This is a genomic window from Microbacterium sp. (genome assembly GCF_036566905.1).
Taxonomy (GTDB): Bacteria; Actinomycetota; Actinomycetes; order Actinomycetales; family Microbacteriaceae; genus Microbacterium.
Genome location: NZ_DATCVK010000140.1, coordinates 1 through 20,239, shown reverse-complemented (window position 1 = coordinate 20,239; position 20,239 = coordinate 1). Strand labels below are relative to the sequence as shown.

General features: G+C 71.3%; 18 protein-coding genes and 1 pseudogene. 14 read left to right on the top strand and 5 right to left on the bottom strand.

The genetic code is table 11. The features are described from left to right. A pseudogene (locus VIP82_RS10950) lies at positions 1 to 263 on the top strand (hypothetical protein); the annotation flags it as partial. 72 nt (positions 264 to 335) lie between these two features. On the opposite strand, the gene VIP82_RS10945 reads toward VIP82_RS10950, so the two are convergent. Then, positions 336 to 1,094 (bottom strand): GntR family transcriptional regulator, encoded by a 759-nt coding sequence (locus VIP82_RS10945; RefSeq protein WP_308867703.1) that lies wholly within the window; start codon positions 1,092 to 1,094, stop codon positions 336 to 338. A 171-nt stretch (positions 1,095 to 1,265) separates the two neighbouring features. Between VIP82_RS10945 and iolC the strand changes: the two genes are divergently transcribed. Genes iolC through iolD form a run of 5 tightly spaced genes read left to right on the top strand, consistent with a single transcriptional unit; the run spans position 1,266 to position 7,569 of the window. After that, positions 1,266 to 2,225, top strand: a complete 960-nt coding sequence (iolC, locus tag VIP82_RS10940; RefSeq protein WP_331908454.1) for a 5-dehydro-2-deoxygluconokinase — start codon at positions 1,266 to 1,268, stop codon at positions 2,223 to 2,225. Continuing rightward, positions 2,222 to 3,118, top strand: coding sequence for a class I fructose-bisphosphate aldolase (locus VIP82_RS10935; RefSeq protein ID WP_331908452.1), 897 nt, complete (start codon positions 2,222 to 2,224; stop codon positions 3,116 to 3,118). Before iolC ends, VIP82_RS10935 begins: the two co-directional genes overlap by 4 nt. A 29-nt stretch (positions 3,119 to 3,147) precedes the next feature. Further along, positions 3,148 to 4,701, top strand: coding sequence for a CoA-acylating methylmalonate-semialdehyde dehydrogenase (locus VIP82_RS10930; RefSeq protein ID WP_331908450.1), 1,554 nt, complete (start codon positions 3,148 to 3,150; stop codon positions 4,699 to 4,701). Between the two features lie 40 nt (positions 4,702 to 4,741). Continuing rightward, positions 4,742 to 5,656, top strand: coding sequence for a 5-deoxy-glucuronate isomerase (gene iolB, locus VIP82_RS10925; RefSeq protein ID WP_331908448.1), 915 nt, complete (start codon positions 4,742 to 4,744; stop codon positions 5,654 to 5,656). Further along, the gene (gene iolD / locus VIP82_RS10920) at positions 5,656 to 7,569 is read left to right on the top strand and encodes a 3D-(3,5/4)-trihydroxycyclohexane-1,2-dione acylhydrolase (decyclizing) (protein WP_331908446.1); all 1,914 of its coding nucleotides are present in this window, start codon (positions 5,656 to 5,658) and stop codon (positions 7,567 to 7,569) included. Before iolB ends, iolD begins: the two co-directional genes overlap by 1 nt. 204 nt (positions 7,570 to 7,773) lie before the next feature. Here the strand turns inward: iolD and VIP82_RS10915 are convergent, their stop codons facing one another. Both VIP82_RS10915 and VIP82_RS10910 read right to left on the bottom strand, forming a co-directional pair. After that, positions 7,774 to 8,901 (bottom strand): Gfo/Idh/MocA family protein, encoded by a 1,128-nt coding sequence (locus VIP82_RS10915; RefSeq protein WP_331908444.1) that lies wholly within the window; start codon positions 8,899 to 8,901, stop codon positions 7,774 to 7,776. Next, the gene (locus VIP82_RS10910; RefSeq protein WP_331908442.1) at positions 8,901 to 9,707 is read right to left on the bottom strand and encodes a sugar phosphate isomerase/epimerase family protein; all 807 of its coding nucleotides are present in this window, start codon (positions 9,705 to 9,707) and stop codon (positions 8,901 to 8,903) included. The genes VIP82_RS10915 and VIP82_RS10910 overlap by 1 nt, the downstream gene beginning before the upstream one ends. A gap of 129 nt (positions 9,708 to 9,836) precedes the next feature. Here VIP82_RS10910 and VIP82_RS10905 point away from each other — a divergent pair, with 129 nt between their 5' ends. The 6 genes from VIP82_RS10905 (at position 9,837) to VIP82_RS10880 (ending at position 16,131) form a co-directional block, all read left to right on the top strand. Continuing rightward, positions 9,837 to 10,460, top strand: a complete 624-nt coding sequence (locus VIP82_RS10905) for a TetR/AcrR family transcriptional regulator (protein WP_331908440.1) — start codon at positions 9,837 to 9,839, stop codon at positions 10,458 to 10,460. Positions 10,461 to 10,473: 13 nt separating this feature from the next. Next, positions 10,474 to 11,523 carry an FUSC family protein gene (locus VIP82_RS10900; protein WP_331908438.1) on the top strand — a complete coding sequence of 350 codons (1,050 nt, stop codon included), beginning with the start codon at positions 10,474 to 10,476 and terminating at the stop codon, positions 11,521 to 11,523. Positions 11,524 to 11,704: 181 nt separating this feature from the next. After that, positions 11,705 to 13,738, top strand: coding sequence for an MMPL family transporter (locus tag VIP82_RS10895; protein WP_331908436.1), 2,034 nt, complete (start codon positions 11,705 to 11,707; stop codon positions 13,736 to 13,738). After that, positions 13,707 to 14,963, top strand: coding sequence for a sensor histidine kinase (locus tag VIP82_RS10890; RefSeq protein WP_331908434.1), 1,257 nt, complete (start codon positions 13,707 to 13,709; stop codon positions 14,961 to 14,963). Before VIP82_RS10895 ends, VIP82_RS10890 begins: the two co-directional genes overlap by 32 nt. Beyond that, entirely contained in the window at positions 14,963 to 15,586 is a 624-nt protein-coding gene (locus VIP82_RS10885; RefSeq protein WP_331908432.1) for a response regulator, read from the top strand. Before VIP82_RS10890 ends, VIP82_RS10885 begins: the two co-directional genes overlap by 1 nt. A gap of 86 nt (positions 15,587 to 15,672) precedes the next feature. Next, positions 15,673 to 16,131, top strand: coding sequence for a DUF2871 domain-containing protein (locus VIP82_RS10880; protein WP_331908431.1), 459 nt, complete (start codon positions 15,673 to 15,675; stop codon positions 16,129 to 16,131). Here VIP82_RS10880 and VIP82_RS10875 read toward each other — a convergent pair. Both VIP82_RS10875 and VIP82_RS10870 read right to left on the bottom strand, forming a co-directional pair. After that, the gene (locus tag VIP82_RS10875) at positions 16,110 to 16,862 is read right to left on the bottom strand and encodes a YidC/Oxa1 family membrane protein insertase (RefSeq protein WP_331908430.1); all 753 of its coding nucleotides are present in this window, start codon (positions 16,860 to 16,862) and stop codon (positions 16,110 to 16,112) included. The genes VIP82_RS10880 and VIP82_RS10875 overlap by 22 nt on opposite strands. 86 nt (positions 16,863 to 16,948) lie before the next feature. Then, positions 16,949 to 17,278 (bottom strand): DUF6412 domain-containing protein, encoded by a 330-nt coding sequence (locus VIP82_RS10870; protein WP_331908428.1) that lies wholly within the window; start codon positions 17,276 to 17,278, stop codon positions 16,949 to 16,951. 287 nt (positions 17,279 to 17,565) lie between these two features. Between VIP82_RS10870 and VIP82_RS10865 the strand changes: the two genes are divergently transcribed. Both VIP82_RS10865 and VIP82_RS10860 read left to right on the top strand, forming a co-directional pair. Next, positions 17,566 to 19,716, top strand: a complete 2,151-nt coding sequence (locus VIP82_RS10865) for a RecQ family ATP-dependent DNA helicase (RefSeq protein ID WP_331908426.1) — start codon at positions 17,566 to 17,568, stop codon at positions 19,714 to 19,716. A gap of 247 nt (positions 19,717 to 19,963) precedes the next feature. Then, positions 19,964 to 20,239: hypothetical protein (locus VIP82_RS10860; RefSeq protein ID WP_331908424.1), on the top strand; the 276-nt coding region annotated here is incomplete at its 3' end.

The following is a 20,239-nucleotide window of genomic DNA, read 5'->3' as shown; positions in this document are numbered from 1 at the left end:
TCGTCGGTGCCGGCGGGCTGCTCGGCGCGGTCGCCGGTGCCGCCGTGGTGAGCGCCGTCGCGGCCCCGCTGCTGGCGCAGGCGGTGGCGACGGGGATCGACTTCGATGCCGTCGCGGGCGCGGTGGACCTCGATGCGATCGCGGCCGGCGTCGACCTGGGCGGTGCGGGCGACCTCGTCTCGGGTGCGGGGGAGGCCGTCTCGGGTATCGGGGAGCAGGTGTCGAACTTCGAGATCCCGGGGCTGGGCGACCTCTTCGGCTGATCCGCCGGCATCGCGACGGGTGGATCCCGCACTCGGTGTGCGGGACCCCGCCGTGCGCGGTTGCGGGCGGGCCTACTTCGCGACGAGCGTCGTCTGGAAGCTGTACATGTCGGGGCGGTAGCAGTGGTGCCCGAACTCGACGGCGCGGCCCGAAGCGTCGAAGGCGACGCGCTCCATCGTGAGGACGGGGCCGCCCTTGTCGATGTCGAGAAGACCGGGCTCGTCGCCGTGGGCGCGGCGCGCGCCGATCTTCTGGTTGGCCACGCGGATCGTCACGCCGCGGGCGCGCATGATCTCGTACAGGCCCTTCTGCTGAAGCTGCTCGGTGGTGATGTCGGCGAAGTCGAGCGGCAGATAGTTCGTGAGCACCGCAACGGGCACGCCGTCGGTGGAGCGCTGGCGACGCAGATACACGATGTCCGACCCGACGGGAACTCGCAGCGCCTCGGCGGTCACCGGATCGGCGGGGCGCGTGTCGTGCTCGAGGACGAGCGTCCCCGGTTCGTGCTGCGAGTTCTTGAGGTCCTCGTAGAGGCTGGTGAGCTCGACCTGACGAGTGACCTGGCCCTGGACGACCTGTGTTCCGATGCCTCGGCGCCGCACCAGCAGACCCTTGTCGACGAGCTCCTCCATCGCGCGCCGGATCGTCGGCCGCGACAGTCCCGCCCGCTGGCCGATGGCGATCTCGTTCTCGAGGCGCGCACCCGGTGGGATCTCACCGGAACGGATCGCCCCTTCGATCGCGCTCGACACCTGGAAGTACAGCGGCACGGGGCCGGTGCGATCCAGGTCGGCGAGCAAGTCGTCCAGCTTGACCACGTCGTCTGCCATCACTCACTCCAAGTCCCGACAGCATAATGTCCCGACAATGCTACATCGCCGCGACTTTGTCAGCCGACCACGGACAGGGAGTGTCGCGCACGGGACTCGTTGTGTTATTGTCAGGACAAATTGTCCACCGATGCGGGCGCGCGGCGCACGCGGAGAGTTGTACAGCGGAGTATGACCGAGAGCATCCCTCCCTTCGACGTCCTCGCCTTCGGGCGGCTGGGTGTCGACATCTACCCCCTGCAGTCCGGAGTAGGGCTCGAAGAGGTGCAGACCTTCGGCAAGTTCCTCGGCGGCAGCGCCGCCAACGTCAGTGTTGCCGCCGCGCGGCATGGTCGGGGCGTCGCGCTGATCTCGGGCGTCGGCGACGACCCCTTCGGCCGGTATCTGCTCACGGAGCTGGCCCGCCTCGGCGTGGACAACCGCTACGTGCGGGTGAATGAGACGCTCAAGACCCCCATCACCTTCTGCGAGATCTTCCCGCCCGACGATTTCCCGCTGTACTTCTACCGCGAGCCGAAAGCGCCCGATCTCGACGTCGCACCGGCGGAGCTCGACCTCGACGCCGTGCGATCGGCCCGCATCCTGTGGTTCACCGCGACCGGACTCAGTCAGGAGCCGAGCCGGGCCGCCCACCATGCGGCGCTCCAGGCCCGAACCAGCGGACACACCGTCTTCGACCTGGACTACCGCCCCATGTTCTGGGCCGAGCCGGCGGAGGCGAGCGTGCAGATGGCACGAGCCCTCGAGCATGCGACCGTCGCCGTCGGCAACCGCGAGGAGTGCGAGGTCGCGGTCGGTGAGACCGAGCCTGAGCGTGCGGCAGACGCGCTGCTGGAGCGCGGCGTCGAGCTCGCGATCGTGAAGCAGGGACCGAAGGGCGTGCTGGCGAAGACGCGCGACGAGTCGGTCGTCGTGCCGCCCTATCTCGTCGAGGTCGTGAACGGCCTGGGCGCCGGGGACGCGTTCGGCGGGGCCCTCTGCCACGGCCTGCTCGCGGGGTGGGATCTCGAGCGCATCCTCCGCTTCGCGAACGTCGCCGGCGCGATCGTCGCGTCGCGCCTGGAGTGCTCGACGGCGATGCCCGTCGAAGCCGAGGTCACGGCGATTCTCGAGACGGGGGCGCTGCGATGACCCAGTTCCTCACCGAGGACGACTTCGCCCGCCTCCGCGACATCCGGGCGACCCGGCCGGAGGCGATCCGTGACGCCCTCACCGGCCGCCGACGTCGCGACGTGCTGCGCGGCGACGGACGCCTCTTCATCGTCGCCGCCGACCATCCCGCCCGCGGCGCCCTCGCGGTGGGTGGCAACCCGACCGCGATGGCGGACCGTTACGACCTGCTCGACCGGCTGGCCACGGCGCTGAGCCGACCGGGCGTCGACGGCGTGCTGGGTACGCCCGACATCGTCGACGACCTCGCCGCCCTCGGCCTCCTCGACGACAAGATCGTCGTCGGCTCGATGAACCGCGGCGGGCTGCGCGGCGCCTCATTCGAGCTGGACGATCGCATGACGGCATACGACGTGCGAACGATGGTGGCTTCGGGAATCGACTTCGCCAAGACGCTCGTACGCATCGATCTCGCCGACCCCGGCACCGTGTCTACGCTCACGGCGATGGCCGGTGCCGTCACCGAGGCGTCGACCGCGGGCCTTCCGATCATGCTCGAGCCGTTCCTCAGCACCCGCAGCGACGGTCGCGTCGTCAACGACCTGTCGACGGATGCCGTCATCCTGTCGATCGCGATCGCCTCGGGCCTGGGCGCGTCCAGCGCGAACACGTGGATGAAGCTGCCCGTCGTCGACGACATGGAGCGCGTCATGGCAGCGACCACCATGCCGACGCTGCTGCTGGGCGGCGACTCGGGCGTGGACCCCGACGAGACGTTCGCGTCCTGGGAGGACGCGCTGTCGCTTCCCGGCGTCCGCGGGCTGACCGTCGGCCGCACACTCCTCTACCCGCCCGACGACGACGTCGCGGCCGCCGTGGACATCGCGGCCGGCCTCGTCCACACCGACCTCTGAACCCCTCCCCTCACGAAGGACCCACACCGATGAGCATCACTGAGACCACCCCCGCACAGACCGACGTCGATGTCGACGTCCGCATCATCTCGCATTGGGTCGATGGGGTGGAGGTGGTGTCGTCGTCGGGTCGGTCGGCGCCGGTGTTCAACCCGGCGACGGGTGCGGTGTCGGCGCGGGTGGCGTTGGCGGATGAGGCGGAGATCGAGGCGGCGATCGCGTCGGCCGTCCGCGGGTTCCAGGTGTGGTCGGGGTGGTCGATCGCGCGGCGGCAGGGCGTGTTGTTCGCGTTCCGGGAGTTGCTGCACGCGCGGAAGCGGGAGTTGGCGGAGATCATCACCGCGGAGCACGGCAAGGTGGTCTCGGATGCGATGGGGGAGATCCTGCGCGGTCAGGAGGTCGTGGAGCTGGCGTGCGGGTTCCCGCACCTGATCAAGGGTGCCTTCAGTGAGAACGCGTCGACCGGGATCGACGTGTACTCGCTGAAGCAGCCGCTCGGCGTGGTCGGGATCATCAGCCCGTTCAACTTCCCGGCGATGGTGCCGATGTGGTTCTTCCCGATCGCGATCGCCGCGGGCAACGCGGTGGTTCTCAAGCCTTCGGAGAAGGACCCGTCGGCGGCGCTGTGGCTCGCGGCGCTGTGGCAGGAGGCGGGACTGCCGGACGGGGTGTTCACGGTGCTGCAGGGCGACAAGGCCGCCGTCGACGGCCTCCTCACCAGCCCGGATGTGGCCGCGATCAGTTTCGTGGGGTCCACCCCGATCGCGCAGTACATCTACGAGACCGCGTCGCGCCACGGCAAGCGGGTGCAGGCGCTCGGGGGTGCGAAGAACCACATGCTGGTGCTGCCGGATGCGGATCTGGACCTGGTCGCCGACCAGGCCGTGAACGCCGGCTACGGTGCCGCCGGGGAACGCTGCATGGCCATCAGTGTCGTCCTCGCCGTGGAACCGGTCGCCGACGACCTCATCACGAAGATCACCGAGCGCATCGCGAAGCTCAAGATCGGCAACGGTGCCGGGGTGGACGGCGTGGAGCCCGACATGGGGCCGCTGATCACCGACATCCACCGCGACAACGTCGCCAGTTACGTCGACATCGCCGAAGCCGACGGCGCCACCATCGTCGTCGACGGCCGCGGCTACACCGTCGACGGGCATGAGGACGGGTTCTTCTTCGGCCCCACCCTCATCGACCACATCCCCACCACCTCCCGCGCCTACACCGAGGAGATCTTCGGCCCCGTCCTCTCCATCGTCCGGGTGCAGTCCTACGACGAGGGGCTCGCGCTCATCAACAGTGGCCAGTTCGGCAACGGCACCGCCATCTTCACCAACGACGGCGGCGCCGCCCGCCGGTTCCAGAACGAGGTGCAGGTCGGCATGATCGGCATCAACGTCCCCATCCCCGTCCCCGTCGCCTACCACTCCTTCGGCGGCTGGAAACAGTCCCTCTTCGGCGACGCGAAAGCCTACGGCGTCCACGGCTTCGACTTCTACACCCGCGAGAAAGCCATCACCAGCCGCTGGCTCGACCCCGCCCACCACGGCGGCATCAACCTCGGCTTCCCCCAGAACACCTGACCCCGGCATCCGTCCTACGATCGACCCACGAGAGCACGAGATGAGCACTACCGACCAGCGCTGGTTCCACCGCAGGGGCGACCTCGCCCGTGACGGGTGGGAGAGCGTCGTGGACGCATCGATTCCCGGATGGCAGCACACCGGCATCCGTGTCGCCGATATCGCAGAGGGAGAGTTGCTGACACTCGACGACCGGGGCGTCGAGCGGATCGTCGTTCCCCTCGCCGGATCGTTCCACGTGCTGCACCGCCACGACCCGGGGGAGTGGGAGACCCGCCTGCGCGGCCGGCGCTCCGTGTTCGCCGGGCCGACCGACGTGCTGTACCTCCCGACGGGAACCACGGCCGAGATCCGGGGTCGCGGCCGTGTGGCGATCGCCGAGGCGCCGACGACTGAGCCGCGGCATTGGCAGTACGTCCCGGCATCCGACACCTTCGTCGAACTGCGGGGCGCGGGGCGCTCGAGCCGCCAGGTGCACAACTTCGGCACCCCGCGGGCGATCGACGCCGCACGTCTGATCGTGTGCGAGGTGATCACGCCGGCCGAGAACTGGTCGTCGTACCCGCCGCACAAGCACGACGAGCACGTGCCCGGCCACGAGTCGCGCCTCGAGGAGATCTACTACTTCGAGACGGCGCCGGTGGCGGGGGCGCCGTCCTCAGCCAAGGCTGCGTTCGGCATGTTCAGCACCTACTCCTCGCCCGCCGGCGACATCGACATCAACGCGATGGTGCGCACCGGCGACATCGCGCTCGTGCCTTTCGGGTACCACGGGCCGGCCGTCGCGGCCCCCGGCTACGACCTGTACTACCTCAACGTCATGGCCGGCCCCGATCCCCAGCGGCAGTGGCTGATCAGCGACGACCCCGCGCACGCGTGGGTGCGCGAGACCTGGACCGGGCAGAGCGTGGACGCACGGCTGCCGTTCACCGAGCACAAGGAAGGCCGCAACTGATGGGTGCGACGAAACGGATGACGGTCAGCCAGGCGCTCGTGGAGTTCCTCGCCCACCAGTGGACCGTCGACGGCGACATCCGCGAGCGGACGATCCCCGGCATGTTCGGCATCTTCGGCCACGGCAATGTCGCGGGCATCGGCCAGGCGCTCAAGCAGCTCAACGTCGAGGACCCCGACCTGATGCCGTACCACCAAGCCCGCAACGAGCAGGCGATGGTGCACCAGGCTGTCGGCTACGCCCGCATGCACCGCCGACGCGGAACGTACGCGTCGGCCGCCTCGGTCGGGCCGGGAGCGGCGAACATGCTCACCGCCGCCGCCCTGGCGACGGCCAATCGCCTCCCGGCGCTGCTGCTGCCCAGCGACACGTTCGCCACCCGCGTCGCCGACCCCGTGCTGCAGCAGCTCGAGCAGCCGTGGGACATCGGCCTCACCGTCAACGACGCGTTCCGCCCGCTGTCGAGGTTCTTCGATCGCGTGCAGCGGCCGGAGCAGTTGTACTCGATCGCCCTCGCGGCGATGCGGGTGCTCACCGACCCTGTCGAGACGGGCGCCGTGACGATCGCCCTCCCCGAGGACGTGCAGGCCGAGGCGCTCGACGTGCCGGTCGAGTTCCTGCAGGACCGCGAGTGGCACCTCCGCCGCCCGCTGCCCGAGCGCGGCGCGCTCGCTCGCGCGGTCGCGGCGATCCGCGCCGCGAAGAACCCCTTCATCGTCGCGGGCGGCGGCGTCCTCTACTCCGGCGCCGAAGACCAGCTGCGTGCGTTCGCCGAAACCACCGGCGTCCCGGTCGGCACCTCCCAGGCCGGCGGCGGCGTGCTGAACTGGGACCACCCGCAGTACCTCGGCGGGGTCGGCGCGACCGGCACGCTCGCCGCCAACCGCCTCGCCGCCGACGCCGACGTCATCATCGGCATCGGCACGCGCTACAGCGACTTCACCACCGCGTCGCGCACCGCGTTCCAGAACCCGGATGTCGTGTTCGTCAACATCAACGTCGCCGCGTTCGACGCGTACAAGCACGGCTCGCAGCTGCCGGTGATCGCCGACGCCCGCGAGGCGCTGGATGCGCTCGCGCTCGAACTCGAGGGCTTCGAGGTCCCGCGCGAGTACGCCGAGCGCATCGCGCGCGACAAGGCGGAGTGGGATGCCGCGGTCGACGAGGCGTTCGCGCCGTCGGGGCTCGCGCTCCCCGGCCAGCCCGAGATCATCGGCGCCGTGCAGTCGTCCAGCGCCCCGCAGGATGTCATCGTGCAGGCGGCGGGGTCACTGCCGGGCGACCTCCACAAGCTGTGGCGCGTGCGCGACCCGCTGGGGTACCACGTCGAGTACGCGTTCTCGTGCATGGGCTACGAGATCGCGGGCGGGCTCGGAGCCAAGCGGGGGCTCCTCGCCGACGGAGACGACCGCGACGTCGTCGTGATGGTCGGCGACGGCTCGTACCTGATGCTCAACACCGAGCTCGTGACCGCGGTCGCCGAGGGCCTCAAGATCATCGTGGTGCTGATCCAGAACCACGGCTTCGCGTCGATCGGGCACCTCTCCGAGACCGTCGGCTCCGAGCGCTTCGGCACCTGGTACCGGGAGTACGACGGCGAGGCCCGCAACTTCCAGGACGGGAAGGTCCTTCCGGTCGATCTCGCGATGAATGCCCGCAGCTACGGCCTCGACGTCATCGAGATCGAGCCCGGCGCCTCCGCCATCGACGACCTCAAGGCCGCCATCGCGCAGGCGAAGGCATCCGACCGGTCCACCTTCATCCACATCAACAGCGATCCTCTGATCTACGCCCCCGACGGTGCGGGCTGGTGGGACGTGCCGGTGGCCGAGGTCTCGACGCTCGACAGCACGCAGGACGCCCGCGACGCGTACCTGACGCAGCAGAAGGCTCAGCGCCCGCTGCTCGGCTGAGCGCGGGCCCCGGGTTGTGCGGCGTCCACAGCACACGATGTCGCCGAGGTCACACGTTCCGACCGCGCCAAGCGTGTGATCTCGGCGAGAGCACATGATCGGCGCGGGCGCGGGCGCGTGGCCGACGTGGGTCGGGCATCCGTCCCGGCATGACGAAGGCCCCCTGCCGCGTGGCAGGGGGCCTTCGTGTGAACCGGTGTCGGGTCAGAGCGTGGCCGCGAGCGGGTCGAAGTCCGCGTCCAGCGAGCCGACGTCGCCGACGGTGCTCTGCACCTCGACGTAGGTGCGCGACTCGGCGGCCTCTTCGATCGACAGCAGCGTGTCGAGCACGTGGTAGCCGAACTCGCCGGTGGCGATGTGCGGACGGCCGTCGCGGATCGAGCGGGCCATGTCGAGCAGACCGAGGCCGCGGCCGGCGAGCACGCCCTCCTGCGGCACCTGGAGGATCTCCTGCTCCCGCACCGAGACGTCGGTGAGCGGGCGGGTGATCGTGATGTCGCCGCCGAACGTGTTCGGGTCGGGGATCACGATCGTGCCCTCGGTGCCGTTGATCTCGACGATGCCGTGGCGCAGCAGCGGAGAGTCGGTGCTGTACAGGCTCTGCGCCTGACCGCCCTGCTCGAACTCCATCAGCACCGAGAGGGTCGACGGGATCTCGACGGGGAACTCCTGGCCGGCGAGCTCGCCGGACTTCACGGTGCGGGTCTCGACGCCGCGGAGGCCGAGCGCGGCGACCGAGGCGACCGGGCCGAACACGTGCACGAGCGTGGACACGTAGTACGGCCCCATGTCGAGCAGCGGACCGGCGCCCTTGGCGTACAGGAACGCCGGGTTCGGGTGCCAGAGTTCCGGACCCTGCCACTGGAACGTCGTCGTCGCGAACAGCGGACGGCCGATGTCGCCGCGCGCGATCGCGCGCTTGGCGGTCTGCACGCCCGGGCCGAGCACCGTGTCGGGTGCGACGCCGACGCGCAGGCCCGCGGCATCCGCCTTCTGCAGCAGTCGCTGGGACTCCTCGCGGTCGACGCCGATCGGCTTCTCGGTCCACACGTTCTTGCCGGCGGCGACGATCGCCTCCGACACCTCGACGTGCACGGCCGGGATCGTGAGGTTCACCACGATCTCGATGTCGGGGTCGTTCAGCACGACGTCGACGCCGCCGGAGTGGGGGACGCCGTACTTCTCGGCCTGGGCGCGGGCGCGGTCCTCGAGCAGGTCGCCGATCGCGATCACGCGAACGTCGGGGAAGCTCGACAGGTGCGTCAGGTACTGGTCGCTGATGTTGCCCGCGCCGATGATGCCGACGCCGACGGCTCCGGAAGAGGCGGCCATCAGGCGGCGACCTTCTCGTCGAGGAAGACGCGGCTCTGCTCGACGGCGTCGAACAGGTCGCCGTTGAAGTGGTCGAACTCGACGATCGCCACCTCGAGAGCGGATGCCGCGGCCAGCGCCTCCTCGAGGGGCACGACGCCCTGGCCCGCGGGGACCTGGTCGGCCGGCGGGTAGGCCGCGACGGCCTCGGGGTCGAGCGTGCCGTCCTTGACGTGCACGGCGATCACGCGGTCGCCCAGCGTGCGCAGCAGGGTCGGCGAGTCGACGCCGGCGCGAGCGACCCAGTACAGGTCGACCTCGAGCACGACGCGGGGGTCGAGCAGGTCGGCGAGGACCTCGAGGCCGGTCTTGCCGTCGAAGGTCGCCTCGAGCTCATGCGCGTGGTTGTGGTAGCCGACACGGATGCCGCGCGCGGCGCCGATCTCGGCGGCGGCGTTGAGCAGGCGTGCGGTCTCTTCGATCTGCTCGAGGCTCTCCCAGCGGGCGGGCGCCGTGTAGGGGTCGATGACCGTCGTCATGCCCAGCGTCTCGGCGGCGTCGAAGACGACGTCGGGAGTGGGGACCGGCAGGGTCGTGCCGCTGCCGTCGGGGTTGACGAACGAGGTCGACGCGAGGAATGCGTGGCCGGTGGGCGCGGCGATGCCGTTCGCCTTGAGGGCGGCGGCGAGGGGCTCGGCCCGACGCACGAAGTCGTAGGGCTCGGCGGCGGTGAAGCCGCGCGAGGCGAGCTCGGCGAGGGTGCCGTCGAGGTCGGCCTCGAGTGCGTCCTTGACGGTGAACAGCTGGATGGATGTCTGGACCGGCATCGGTCGCGCTCCTTCGATGTCTGCTTTGACGTGTGTCTGAGTGGCGTCGACGGACGGGGATCGCCCGGACGGCATCACGCTACCACGAAAACCTCCATGTGGAGGTTTTTATTCGGTAGCATGGGCCGCATGGCGGATGAGGAGCACCAGCCGGCCCTGCGCGGGTCGTACGCGAAGGGCGTCGCCCGTCGCCAGGAGATCCTCGACCGCGCCATCGAGGTGTTCGCGCGGCGGGGTTCCGACCGCACGAGCCTGCGCGCGATCGCCGAGGAGGTCGGCGTCACCCACGCCGCCCTGAAGCACTACTTCGGCTCGCTCGAAGAGCTGCTCGTCGAGGTGTACCGCGAGTCCGAGCGTCGCGGCGACGACGAGCACCCGGCCGACGTCGACATGACGCCCGTCGAGATGCTGCGCGGCTGGACCGAGTCGAACCGCGAGGTGCAGGGTCTCGTGCAGCTCTACTCGACCCTCGTGGCGTCGGCGCTCGAGGAGGGCCATCCGGCCGCACGGGAGTTCGCCACCACGCGCTTCGCACGCGTGCGCGCCGATCTCGCCGCTCGCGTGCGCCGCAACCAGGCGACCGGCCGCATCCGGGCGGACGTCGATCCGATGGCGGTCGCCGCACTCGTGATCGCGGCATCCGACGGCCTGCAGACCCAATGGCTGCTCGACGCCGACGCCCCGCAGGACGCCGCCCTCAGCCTTCTGGATCAGCTGCTCAGCGGGAGCACGGCGTCCGAGCCGTCGGTCTGAGCGGGACGAACCCATGCCCCGCAGAAGCACCGGTCGCCGGTTCGCCGCCGACCTGACCCACGCCGTGTCGAGCCTCTTCCGCCTCGCACCGGCGCCCGCGCCGCGGTGGGCGATCGGGCTGCGCGCCGCGATCGCGATGACGGTCCCGATAGCGGTGATGACGCTGCTGGACCGCCCCGACCTCGGCTTCCAGGCGGCCACGGGCGCCTTCGTCGCCCTGTACGGCACCCATCTGCCGGTGGTCGAGCGGCTGCGAGTGGTGCCGTTCGTGGCGGGCGGGCTGCTCGTCGCCGCGACGCTCGGCGCGCTGGCCGGACCGTCGCCGGCAGCGACCATCATCGGGCTCGCGGTCGTGACCACCGCTGCGGCGGCGGCCATGTTCGGCTTCGCCGTCGGGCCACCGGGGCCGCTCTTCATCGTGCTCGTCTATGGGCTGTCCGCGCACATCGTGGCGTCGGGAGCGGATGCCGCGACCTACGTCGCGGCGGTGGCCTGCGGCATCCTCTTCGCCGGCGCGGTGTCACTGGTTCCGCTCGTGCTGCCGAGCCGCCGCCGGGTCCCCGCGCGGCCGCTCCGCCAGGTTCTCCCCGGACCGGCTTGGCCCGCGAGCCAGCGCGTGCTGCTCCTCCGCGTCGCGATCGCGACCGTGGTCGGCATCGCGCTCGGCCTGGTGCTCGACCCCGACCGCGCCTATTGGATCGTCGGCGCGGCCATCGCGGTCATCGGCGTGGCGGCCGACCGCCGCGCGGCATTCAGCAGGGGACTGCACCGCATGATCGGCACGATCCTCGGCGCAGGTGTGTACCTGCTGCTGGCGCCGCTGCCCATTCCCGCGCTGTGGCTCGCGCTGCTGCTGGGCATCCTGCAGTTCACGATCGAGCTCTTCATCGTCCGCAACTACGCGCTCGCTCTGGTCTTCATCACGCCGCTCGTGCTGCTGCTCACGGGCGCGGCGACCGGCTCGGTAGACACCGTGGCCGTGGCGACCGAGCGCGTGATCGACACCCTGGCGGGAGCCGCGCTGGGCGCCGTCACGGGCGTGCTCCACGCGCGCGACGACTGACTCGGCATCCATCGATCGGTTGACGTGGATGTCGACCGGCTGCGCGACGCGCATGCGCCGTCTCGCACGTGGACTGATGGGGTGCATCGCTTCATCGATCTCCTGTCCCATCGGCTGACCTCACGACGAGGCGCATGGATCTCGCTGGCCCTCGGCGTGCTCGCGTTCGCGGCACTGCTCGGTGTCTTCGGCAGCGCCGATCTCGCTGGCGGGCGGTGACAGCGCACCGCCGCAGTCCGAGAGCGGGCAGGTGGCATCGCTCGCCCCGGAGTTCGCGGATGCCGCGGACCAGGCGCTCCTCGTCGTCGCCTCCCGCGACGACGGCGGCGCTCTGACGGCGGCCGACCTCGCGGCGCTGTCGGGCCTCGTCACCGAGATCGATGTCGCGACGGGCGGCAGCTCGGCGGGTCCGATCCCGAGCGAGGACGGTGAGGCGGCCGTTCTCACCTCGACGGTCGAGATCGGCGACGATGGCGCGGGCGGGCTTGCGGTCGATGCGCTGCGCGCGGTGATCGCCGACAACGGGATCGACGGCGTCGCCGTCCAGGTCACCGGTGGAGCCGCTTTCGGCGCCGACGTCGCTGCGGCCTTCGACGGCGCGGACTTCACACTCCTCCTCGTCACGATCGGGATCGTCGCGCTGCTGCTGATCGCGACCTACCGGTCACCGGTGCTCTGGCTCGTGCCGCTCGCGGTCGTGGCGCTCGCGGACCAGCTCGCCGGCAAGGCGACGGCCGCCCTCGGCACCACCCTCCAGCTGCAGTTCGACACGGGCATCGTCAGCGTGCTCGTCTTCGGCGCCGGAACGAACTACGCGCTTCTCCTGGTGTCGAGATACCGCGAGGAGCTGTGGCGCGACGATGACCACCGCGCCGCTCTCGCGCGCGCCTGGCGCGCGAGCCTGCCCGCCATCGTCGCTTCGAACGTCACCGTCGTCGTGTCGCTCGCGACGCTCCTGCTCGCGGTCGTCCCGGGCACGCGAGGACTCGGCATCGCCTCCGCGGTGGGACTGGTGATCGCCGTGCTGGCCGTGCTGCTCGTGCTGCCGCCGGCGCTCGCGGTCTGCGGACGCGGCGTCTTCTGGCCGCTGATCCCTCGGCCTGCGAAGGGAGCGCAGCATGCGCCCGAGCGCGTCGGAGCATGGCGCGCCCTCGGGGCGCGGGTCGTCGGGCGCCCGGTGCTCCCGGTCGTCGTGGGCGTGCTGCTGCTCGTGGTGTCGGCCACGGGCCTGATCGGTATGCAGATCGGACTGAGCCAGTCCGAGCGGTTCCGGGTGCCGTCGGAGTCCGCGATCGGGCTCGAGGTGCTCGGCGACCACTTCGCCCCCGGTGAAGCCGAGCCGATGATCGTCATCACCGACACGGCGGATGCCGACGCCGTGGCCGACTCGGTCGATGCGGTCCCGGGCATCGAGCGGGTGACGCCCGTGGCGGAGAGCGTCGACGCGTCGCTGGCGAAGCTCGTCGTCGTCGGCGACGCCGGACCGGGAACGCCCGAGAGCCGCGAGCTGGTCCATGCCGTCAGAGACGCCGCCCACGCGGCATCCGCCGGCGCGCTCGTCGGAGGACCCGCCGGCGCCGCCACTGACGCGTACGATGCCAGCGTGCGGGACTTCCTCCTCATCGCCCCGCTGGTTCTCCTGGTCACCTTCGTGGTGCTCGTCGCACTCCTCCGTGCCCTCGTGGCGCCGCTCGTGCTGCTGTTCGTCAACACCCTCAGCGCGGTCGCGGCCATCGGAGCGGGCGCATGGCTCGGCCGCACGATCTTCGGCTGGACCGCGCTGGACCTGCAGGTGCCGCTGCTGGCGTTCCTCTTCCTCGTCGCACTCGGCGTCGACTACACGATCTTCCTCGTGCACCGGGCACGCACCGAGTCGGCCGCCGTGGGAACGCGCCCGGGGATGGTGAACGCCGTCGCCGCGACCGGCGGGGTCATCACCAGCGCCGGGATCGTCCTGGCGGGGGTCTTCGCCGCGCTCGGGCTGCTGCCGCTCGTGACGCTCGGCCAGATCGGACTCATCGTCGGCGTCGGAGTCCTGATGGATACTCTGGTCGTGCGCACTCTCGTCGTGCCCGCGCTGTTCTCGCTGGTCGGTCGCCGGATGTGGTGGCCCGGTCGGATCACGGCGGCTGCGGCTCCGCGTCACGGAGGGGATCGCGACCCAGAGGAAGGGGTGTCCGCGGATGACTCAGCTCTCCGCGAGCCCGTCGCCTGAGACCGGGGAGCCGGCCACGCTGCCGTCGCGGTCCTGGCGCGGCCTCGTCACCTCGATCCGGGTCGGCCAGACCGTCATCACGGCCGCGCTCCTCGTGATCGGCGCGGTGCGCGCGATCGGCGACGGCACGCCGGTGGCGTGGGTCGTCGCCGTGTCGGTGGTGTTCGGCGGCTGGTACTTCGGCGGTCTGCTGCTGAGCGAGCGCACCCGCGACCCGGGGGTCGCCGCGGGCTGGCTCGTCGGGCTGGCGCTCATCTGGGTGGGCGCCGTCGCGATCTCCCCCGAGTTCGTGTGGCTCGCGTTCCCGCTGTGGCTGCTCGCGGGTTTCGTGCTCCGCCTGCGGTGGGCGATCCCGTTCAGCATCGTCGTGCTCGCCGTCGTCATTGCCGCACCGCTCGCCCACACCGGCTCCATCAGCTACGCCGACGTGATCGGGCCCGTCGTCGGCGGCGTGTTCGCGCTGGGTATCTCGCGCGGCTACCTGGAGCTCGTACGCGACGGGCGGGAGCGGAGCCGGCTCATCTCCTCTCTGGTGGCCGCCCACGAGGAGATGGCGCAGCTGCAGGACGAGCTCGCCCGTGCGCAGCGCGACGCGGGCGCCGTCGCTGAGCGCACCCGCCTCTCCCGCGACATCCACGACACGATCGCCCAGAGCCTCACCTCCATCGGGATGATCGCGGCGGGGGCGGCAGCATCCGCACCGGTGCCGGCCGCACGGGCGTTCGGGCAGATCGGCGACCTCGCCCGGGAGGGCCTTGCCGACACTCGCCGCATCGTGAACGCGCTGATGCCGGCTGAGCTCGAGGGGTCCGCCCTCGCCGACGCGCTGCAGCGCATGCTTGACCGGCTCAGCGACGAGACCGGCATCCGCACCGAGCTGCGCGTCGACGACACCGTCCCCGCTCTTCCGGTGGCGGTCGAGGTGGCGCTGCTCCGCGCGGCGCAGTCCGCGCTCGCGAACACCCGCGCGCACGCACACGCCGGGCGCGTCGTCGTCAGCCTGGTCGACGGCGGCGACAGCGTCCGCCTCGACATCGTGGACGACGGCGCCGGGTTCGATGCCGCGGAATGGGAACGACACCCCGCCGGGTCGGGTGGCGGATACGGGCTGCGCGCGATGCGCGACCGGCTGCGCGAGCTCGGCGGGGGACTGGACGTCGAGAGCGCGCCCGGTGCGGGTGCCGCGCTGTCGGCATCCGTCCCGATCGTGGCGAGAGGCTCGTGATGGATGTGCTGCGGGTGCTGATCGCGGACGATCACCCCATCGTCCGCGCCGGAGTGCGGGCGCTGTTCGACAGCCGCGCGGACGTCGAGGTAGTCGGCGAGGCGGCGACCGGCGAGGAGGCCGTGGCACTCAGCCTGCACCTCGCGCCCGACATCGTCCTGTGCGCCCTGCGCATGGGCGAGGGCATGGATGGCGTGCAGACGACCGCGGCGCTGCGAGTCCTCGATCCGGCGCCGGCGGTCGTCATCCTCACGACCTTCGATCGGGATGCCGAGATCCTGGGCGCGATCGAGGCCGGCGCCTCGGGCTACGTGCTCAAGGACGCCGCGCCCGACGCGATCGTGCGCGCAGTGCGCGAGGCGGCAGACGGCCGACTCGCGCTCACCCCCGAACTGAGCGAACGGGTCGTCCAGGTGCTGCGTGCACCGCGCGTGCGCCTCACCGAGCGCGAGCACGAGGTGCTCCGTCTGCTCGACCAGGGCGCGTCCAACCCGCAGATCGCGAAGTCGCTGTTCGTCGCCGAGGCCACCGTGAAGACCCACCTCGTCCACATCTTCGCCAAGCTCGGCGTCGACAGCCGCTCGCGGGCGGTGGCCGTCGCCCGCGAGCGCGGACTCCTGTGACCTGAGCGCTCGCCCGCCTCAACCTTTCGATGGATCCGCTCCCGCCTGCGCTCGCCGAGGCTGGAGAGGCAATCGAGAGGAATGCCATGCCAAAGCTCTACTACGCGGCCTTCGGCTACATGATCGCCGGGGTCGCCTCCGGCCTGTTCTCCCGCGAGTTCACCAAGCTCAACGACTTCCCCGAAGGGCAGTTCACTCAGCTCGGGCTCGCCCACACCCACCTGCTGACACTCGGGTTCATCATCCTGCTGATCGTCCTGGTGCTCGAGAAGGTCTTCGAGCTGTCGCGCTCGAAGCTGTTCGCCTGGTTCTTCTGGATCTACAACGCCGGCGTCATCCTCACCTCGGCGATGCTGATCTGGCACGGTTCGCTCACCGTCCTCGGACTCGAGTCGTCGAAGGCGATCGCGGGCATCGCCGGCACCGGGCACATCCTGCTCACGGCGGGCATGGTGCTGCTGTTCCTGGCTCTCGGTCGGGCTCTGCGCCGCACGTCGGTTCCGGGCGAGCGGATGCCGCAGCCTCACGCCGTCGCCAGGGGATAGAACCGACGCAGCACGAGCCGCTGCGCCAGCGTCCACGAGACGGTGACGGCCAGATACAGGGCCTCCGCCAAGGGGACGAAGAGTGCGAACACCGCGGTGGTGAACTGCAGCAGCCCCGCCACTCGTGCGATGCCCGCGCCCGCAAGCGGCGAGGCATCCTCAGAGCCGCCGACCGGCGGCCGGAACGCGCGGCGAGTGAGTTCGGCGACCACGACGATCACCGCGAGCACCCCTGCGAAGACGGCCCACGTCGATGCCGTCGCGGCGCCCGTCGCGACCGCTCCGACGAGGCTCGCCCCCAGCGGCACGCCGAACAGCTGCTCGGCGAGCAGGGCGTTGGCGTGTCCCGCGATCGCGGTGTGAAGGAACAGCGCGTACACGATGGCGACGACCGGCGCTTGCGCGAGCATCGGCAGGCACCCGGCGAACGGCGAGGCCTTCTCGTCGGCGTACAGCTTCATCGTCTCGCGCTGCAGACGTTCCGGGTCGCGCTTGTGGCGCCGCTGCAGCTCCCTGAGCTTCGGGGCGAGGCGGCTGCGCATCTGCTCCGCCTTCGCCTGTGCGATACCCGCGGGCACCAGCGCGGCACGCACGAGCAGCGTGATGAGGATGACGGATGCCGCAGCCGCGGCGGATCCGGCGAGGGGCTCGAGCAGGGCCGAGAGACCCATGAGCAGTGAGTAGGCCGCGTCGAGGATCGCGGCGATGGGCGGGAAGGCATAGAGATCCAAGGTGTGTCCGTTCGTCCGGTGTCGGTTCGTGGCGTGCGGCCACGACGGCACCGGCGAGCGGTCCTCGGAGAGGACGTGCGGCGGGGCTACGCGGCCAGAGCCGCCGAACCCGGTGCGCGCGGACGGGAGTGTCCCGGGGCGTCGGGGTGGGACGCGGTGAGGCGAGTCGCGTCGGAGATCGCTCGGCGAGGGTGCGGCGCGGTGGCGACCGGCCGAGCGGGCGAGAGGAAGACGGCGACCGCCACCGCCAGCACGGCGAGGGTCGCGAGGACCGCGATCGTCGTGGTGGCCGCGGCGAATGCGAACGCGCCGGAGTCGGGGCCCGCGATCGCGCCGACGAGCTGGGCCAGGGGCCGCAGGGCGAGCCCCAGGGACTCGAAGAGCACGCGCAGCAAGACGCCGATCGACTCGATCACGTGCACCTCCTCCCGATGCGGCTCACGGTAGCACGCGGGGATGGTGTGCGATGCGCGGCCCGGGGGTACGGTGCCTGCCTGCATTTCGCCTGCTCCGCCGCGCCTCACACGAGGGGATGCGCCGAGACGAGGACTGCAGCCAACGCTTCCGTCCTCATCTCGGCTCAGTTCCTCAGCTGAGGAGGGGGCCCCGAGCTCGATCGAGGAGCGGCGCGGCTCCTCCACAGCCCCGGCACGTCGCCACGCATCCCTCGATGCACCCGGATGCGTGCCGGGGTGTCAGGACCATGAGGCAGGGTGGAACCGTGACAGCGACGACCACGACCCGCACCGAGGCCCTCGAGGTGCTGCGCGCGCTCGTCGGGCGCGACGACGCCGACTTCCACGACGGGCAGTACGAGGCGATCGAGGCGCTCGTCGATGACCGGCGACGCGCGCTCGTGGTGCAGCGCACCGGGTGGGGAAAGTCTGCGGTCTACTTCGTCGCGACGCTTCTGCTGCGTCGTCGGGGCGCCGGCCCCACGGTGCTCGTCTCTCCGCTGCTCGCGCTGATGCGCGACCAGATCGCGGCCGCCGCGCGAGCCGGGGTGCGCGCCGTGAAGATCGACTCCACGAACGCGCACGAGTGGGGCGACGTGCTCGGCCGGCTCGATCGAGACGAGGTCGACGTGCTGCTGGTCTCGCCCGAACGTCTGAACAATCCCTCCTTCCGCCACGAGCAGCTGCCGCAGCTCGTGGCTCGCATCGGACTGCTCGTCGTCGACGAGGCGCACTGCATCAGTGACTGGGGGCACGACTTCCGGCCCGACTACCGGCGCCTGCGCGACCTGATCGCCCGGATGCCGGCCGGTGTCCCCGTGCTCGCGACCACCGCGACGGCCAACAGTCGCGTGGTGTCCGACGTCGCCGAGCAGCTGGACGCCGGCAGTGCTGCGGGTGAGGGACCGAAAACCGCATCCGCGGGCGTGCTCACCATCCGAGGTCCGCTGGCCCGGGCGTCGCTCCGGCTGGGGGTGCTGCGTCTGGCCAACTCGCCGAGCAGGCTGGCCTGGCTCATCAGCCACCTGGGCGACCTCCCCGGCTCGGGGATCATCTACACGCTGACGGTCGCGGCGGCGAACGACACCGCCCGGCTCCTCCGCGAGCGCGGCTACGACGTGCGCGCCTACACCGGCCAGACCGACACCGATGAGCGCGAGGAGTCCGAAGCGCTCCTCAAAGACAACCGCGTCAAGGCGCTCGTGGCGACCAGCGCGCTCGGCATGGGATTCGACAAGCCCGACCTCGGCTTCGTGGTGCACCTCGGTGCGCCGTCGTCGCCGGTGTCGTATTACCAGCAGGTCGGCCGCGCCGGCCGCGCCACCGAGTCCGCCGATGTGCTCCTCCTTCCCGGCACCGAGGACCGCGAGATCTGGCAGTACTTCGCAACGGCGTCGATGCCCGACCGTGAGCGCGCCGAGCGCGTGCTGTCGGCGCTCGCGGCCGCGGCCGCGCCGATGTCGACACCCGCGCTGGAGGCGATGGTCGACATCCGCCGCACGCCCCTCGAGCTGCTGCTCAAGGTGCTCGATGTCGACGGTGCGGTCGCGCGCGTGCGCGGCGGGTGGACCGCGACCGGCGAGCCGTGGACCTACGACGAAGAGCGCTACCGCCGCATCGCCGCCGAGCGGGTCGCCGAGCAGGAGCACATGGTCGAGTACGAAGAGACCTCGGGCTGCCGCATGGAGTTCCTGCAGCGCTCCCTCGACGACGACACCGCGGTGCCCTGCGGGCGATGCGACAACTGCGCGGGCACCTGGTTCCCGACCGCGATCGCCGAGGGAGCGACGGATGCCGCCGCCGCCGCTCTCGACCGCGTCGGCGTGCCGATCGAAGCGCGACGGCAGTGGCCCACCGGAGCCGATCGGCTGGGCGTGCCCGTCAAGGGCCGCATCGCGGCGGACGAGCAGGCCGGCGAAGGCCGTGCGCTCGCGCGCCTGACCGACCTCGGCTGGGGCGGCGTCCTGCGCGACCTCTTCGCCGCCGGCGCCGCGGATGCGCCCGTGCCGCCGAACGTGCTCGGCGCGTGTGTGCGAGTCCTCGCGGAATGGGGCTGGGACACCCGCCCGGTGGCGGTGGTGGCGATGCCGTCGCGCGCGAAGCCGCAGCTGGTGGACTCGCTCGCCCGCGGCATCGCCGAGGTCGGCCGGCTGCCGTTCCTCGGGTCACTCGACCTCGTCGACGGCGGGCCCACAGGTCAGCCGGGCGGGAACAGCGCGTTCCGGCTGGCGGGGGTGTGGAATCGGTTCTCGGCCGCGGACCTCGGTATTCCGGCGGGTCCCATTCTCCTGGTCGACGACCGGGTGGACAGCGGCTGGACTCTCACGGTCGCCGCGCGCGAGCTGCGCCGCGCCGGGGCCGCCGCCGTGCTTCCGTTCGCCCTGGCGCTGCGCGGCTGACGCCGAGCCTCCGTTCGCGCGCTTCGTCTCGCGGGCGCTCGCTCGACGACCGGATGGTCGATGCTGCGGTCACTCGCTGTCATGGAGCGAGCGAGCGCCGGCGACCGAGACGAACGCAGAGCCGCCCGCTCAGGCTCCGGTAGGCGGCTTCGGCCGGGGGCGGCGCACGATCAGGTAGATCACCGCACCGGCGACCAGCAGGATCAGCACCACGACCCATGGCACCCAGTTCATCGGCGACGCGGCCGTGTCGCCCGCCTCGGCCGTCGGCGACGGAGACGACGTCTGGGACGGTGACGGCGACGGGGTGGCGCTGGGCGTCGGCGTGGGTGTCGCCGTCGGCTCCGGCTCGGGCGTCGTCGTGGGCTCGGGCACCACCGTGGGCGCCGGCTCGGGCACCACCGTGGGCTCGGGCGCACTGGCCTCGGGGGTGGGCTCCGCCGTGGGCTCGGGCGCGACCGTCGGCTCGGGCGCCACGGTCGGCTCCGGTGTCGGCTCGGCGGTCGGCTCGGGCGACCGCGTG

Excerpts from the sequence above, each read along its gene's own strand:
- VIP82_RS10945 (WP_308867703.1), bottom strand. The coding sequence starts at position 1,094 with ATGGCAGACGACGTGGTCAAGCTGGACGACTTGCTCGCCGACCTGGAT.
- iolC (WP_331908454.1), top strand. The coding sequence starts at position 1,266 with ATGACCGAGAGCATCCCTCCCTTCGACGTCCTCGCCTTCGGGCGGCTG.
- VIP82_RS10935 (WP_331908452.1), top strand. The coding sequence starts at position 2,222 with ATGACCCAGTTCCTCACCGAGGACGACTTCGCCCGCCTCCGCGACATC.
- VIP82_RS10930 (WP_331908450.1), top strand. The coding sequence starts at position 3,148 with ATGAGCATCACTGAGACCACCCCCGCACAGACCGACGTCGATGTCGAC.
- iolB (WP_331908448.1), top strand. The coding sequence starts at position 4,742 with ATGAGCACTACCGACCAGCGCTGGTTCCACCGCAGGGGCGACCTCGCC.
- iolD (WP_331908446.1), top strand. The coding sequence starts at position 5,656 with ATGGGTGCGACGAAACGGATGACGGTCAGCCAGGCGCTCGTGGAGTTC.
- VIP82_RS10915 (WP_331908444.1), bottom strand. The coding sequence starts at position 8,901 with ATGGCCGCCTCTTCCGGAGCCGTCGGCGTCGGCATCATCGGCGCGGGC.
- VIP82_RS10910 (WP_331908442.1), bottom strand. The coding sequence starts at position 9,707 with ATGCCGGTCCAGACATCCATCCAGCTGTTCACCGTCAAGGACGCACTC.
- VIP82_RS10905 (WP_331908440.1), top strand. The coding sequence starts at position 9,837 with ATGGCGGATGAGGAGCACCAGCCGGCCCTGCGCGGGTCGTACGCGAAG.
- VIP82_RS10900 (WP_331908438.1), top strand. The coding sequence starts at position 10,474 with ATGCCCCGCAGAAGCACCGGTCGCCGGTTCGCCGCCGACCTGACCCAC.
- VIP82_RS10890 (WP_331908434.1), top strand. The coding sequence starts at position 13,707 with ATGACTCAGCTCTCCGCGAGCCCGTCGCCTGAGACCGGGGAGCCGGCC.
- VIP82_RS10885 (WP_331908432.1), top strand. The coding sequence starts at position 14,963 with ATGGATGTGCTGCGGGTGCTGATCGCGGACGATCACCCCATCGTCCGC.
- VIP82_RS10880 (WP_331908431.1), top strand. The coding sequence starts at position 15,673 with ATGCCAAAGCTCTACTACGCGGCCTTCGGCTACATGATCGCCGGGGTC.
- VIP82_RS10865 (WP_331908426.1), top strand. The coding sequence starts at position 17,566 with ATGAGGCAGGGTGGAACCGTGACAGCGACGACCACGACCCGCACCGAG.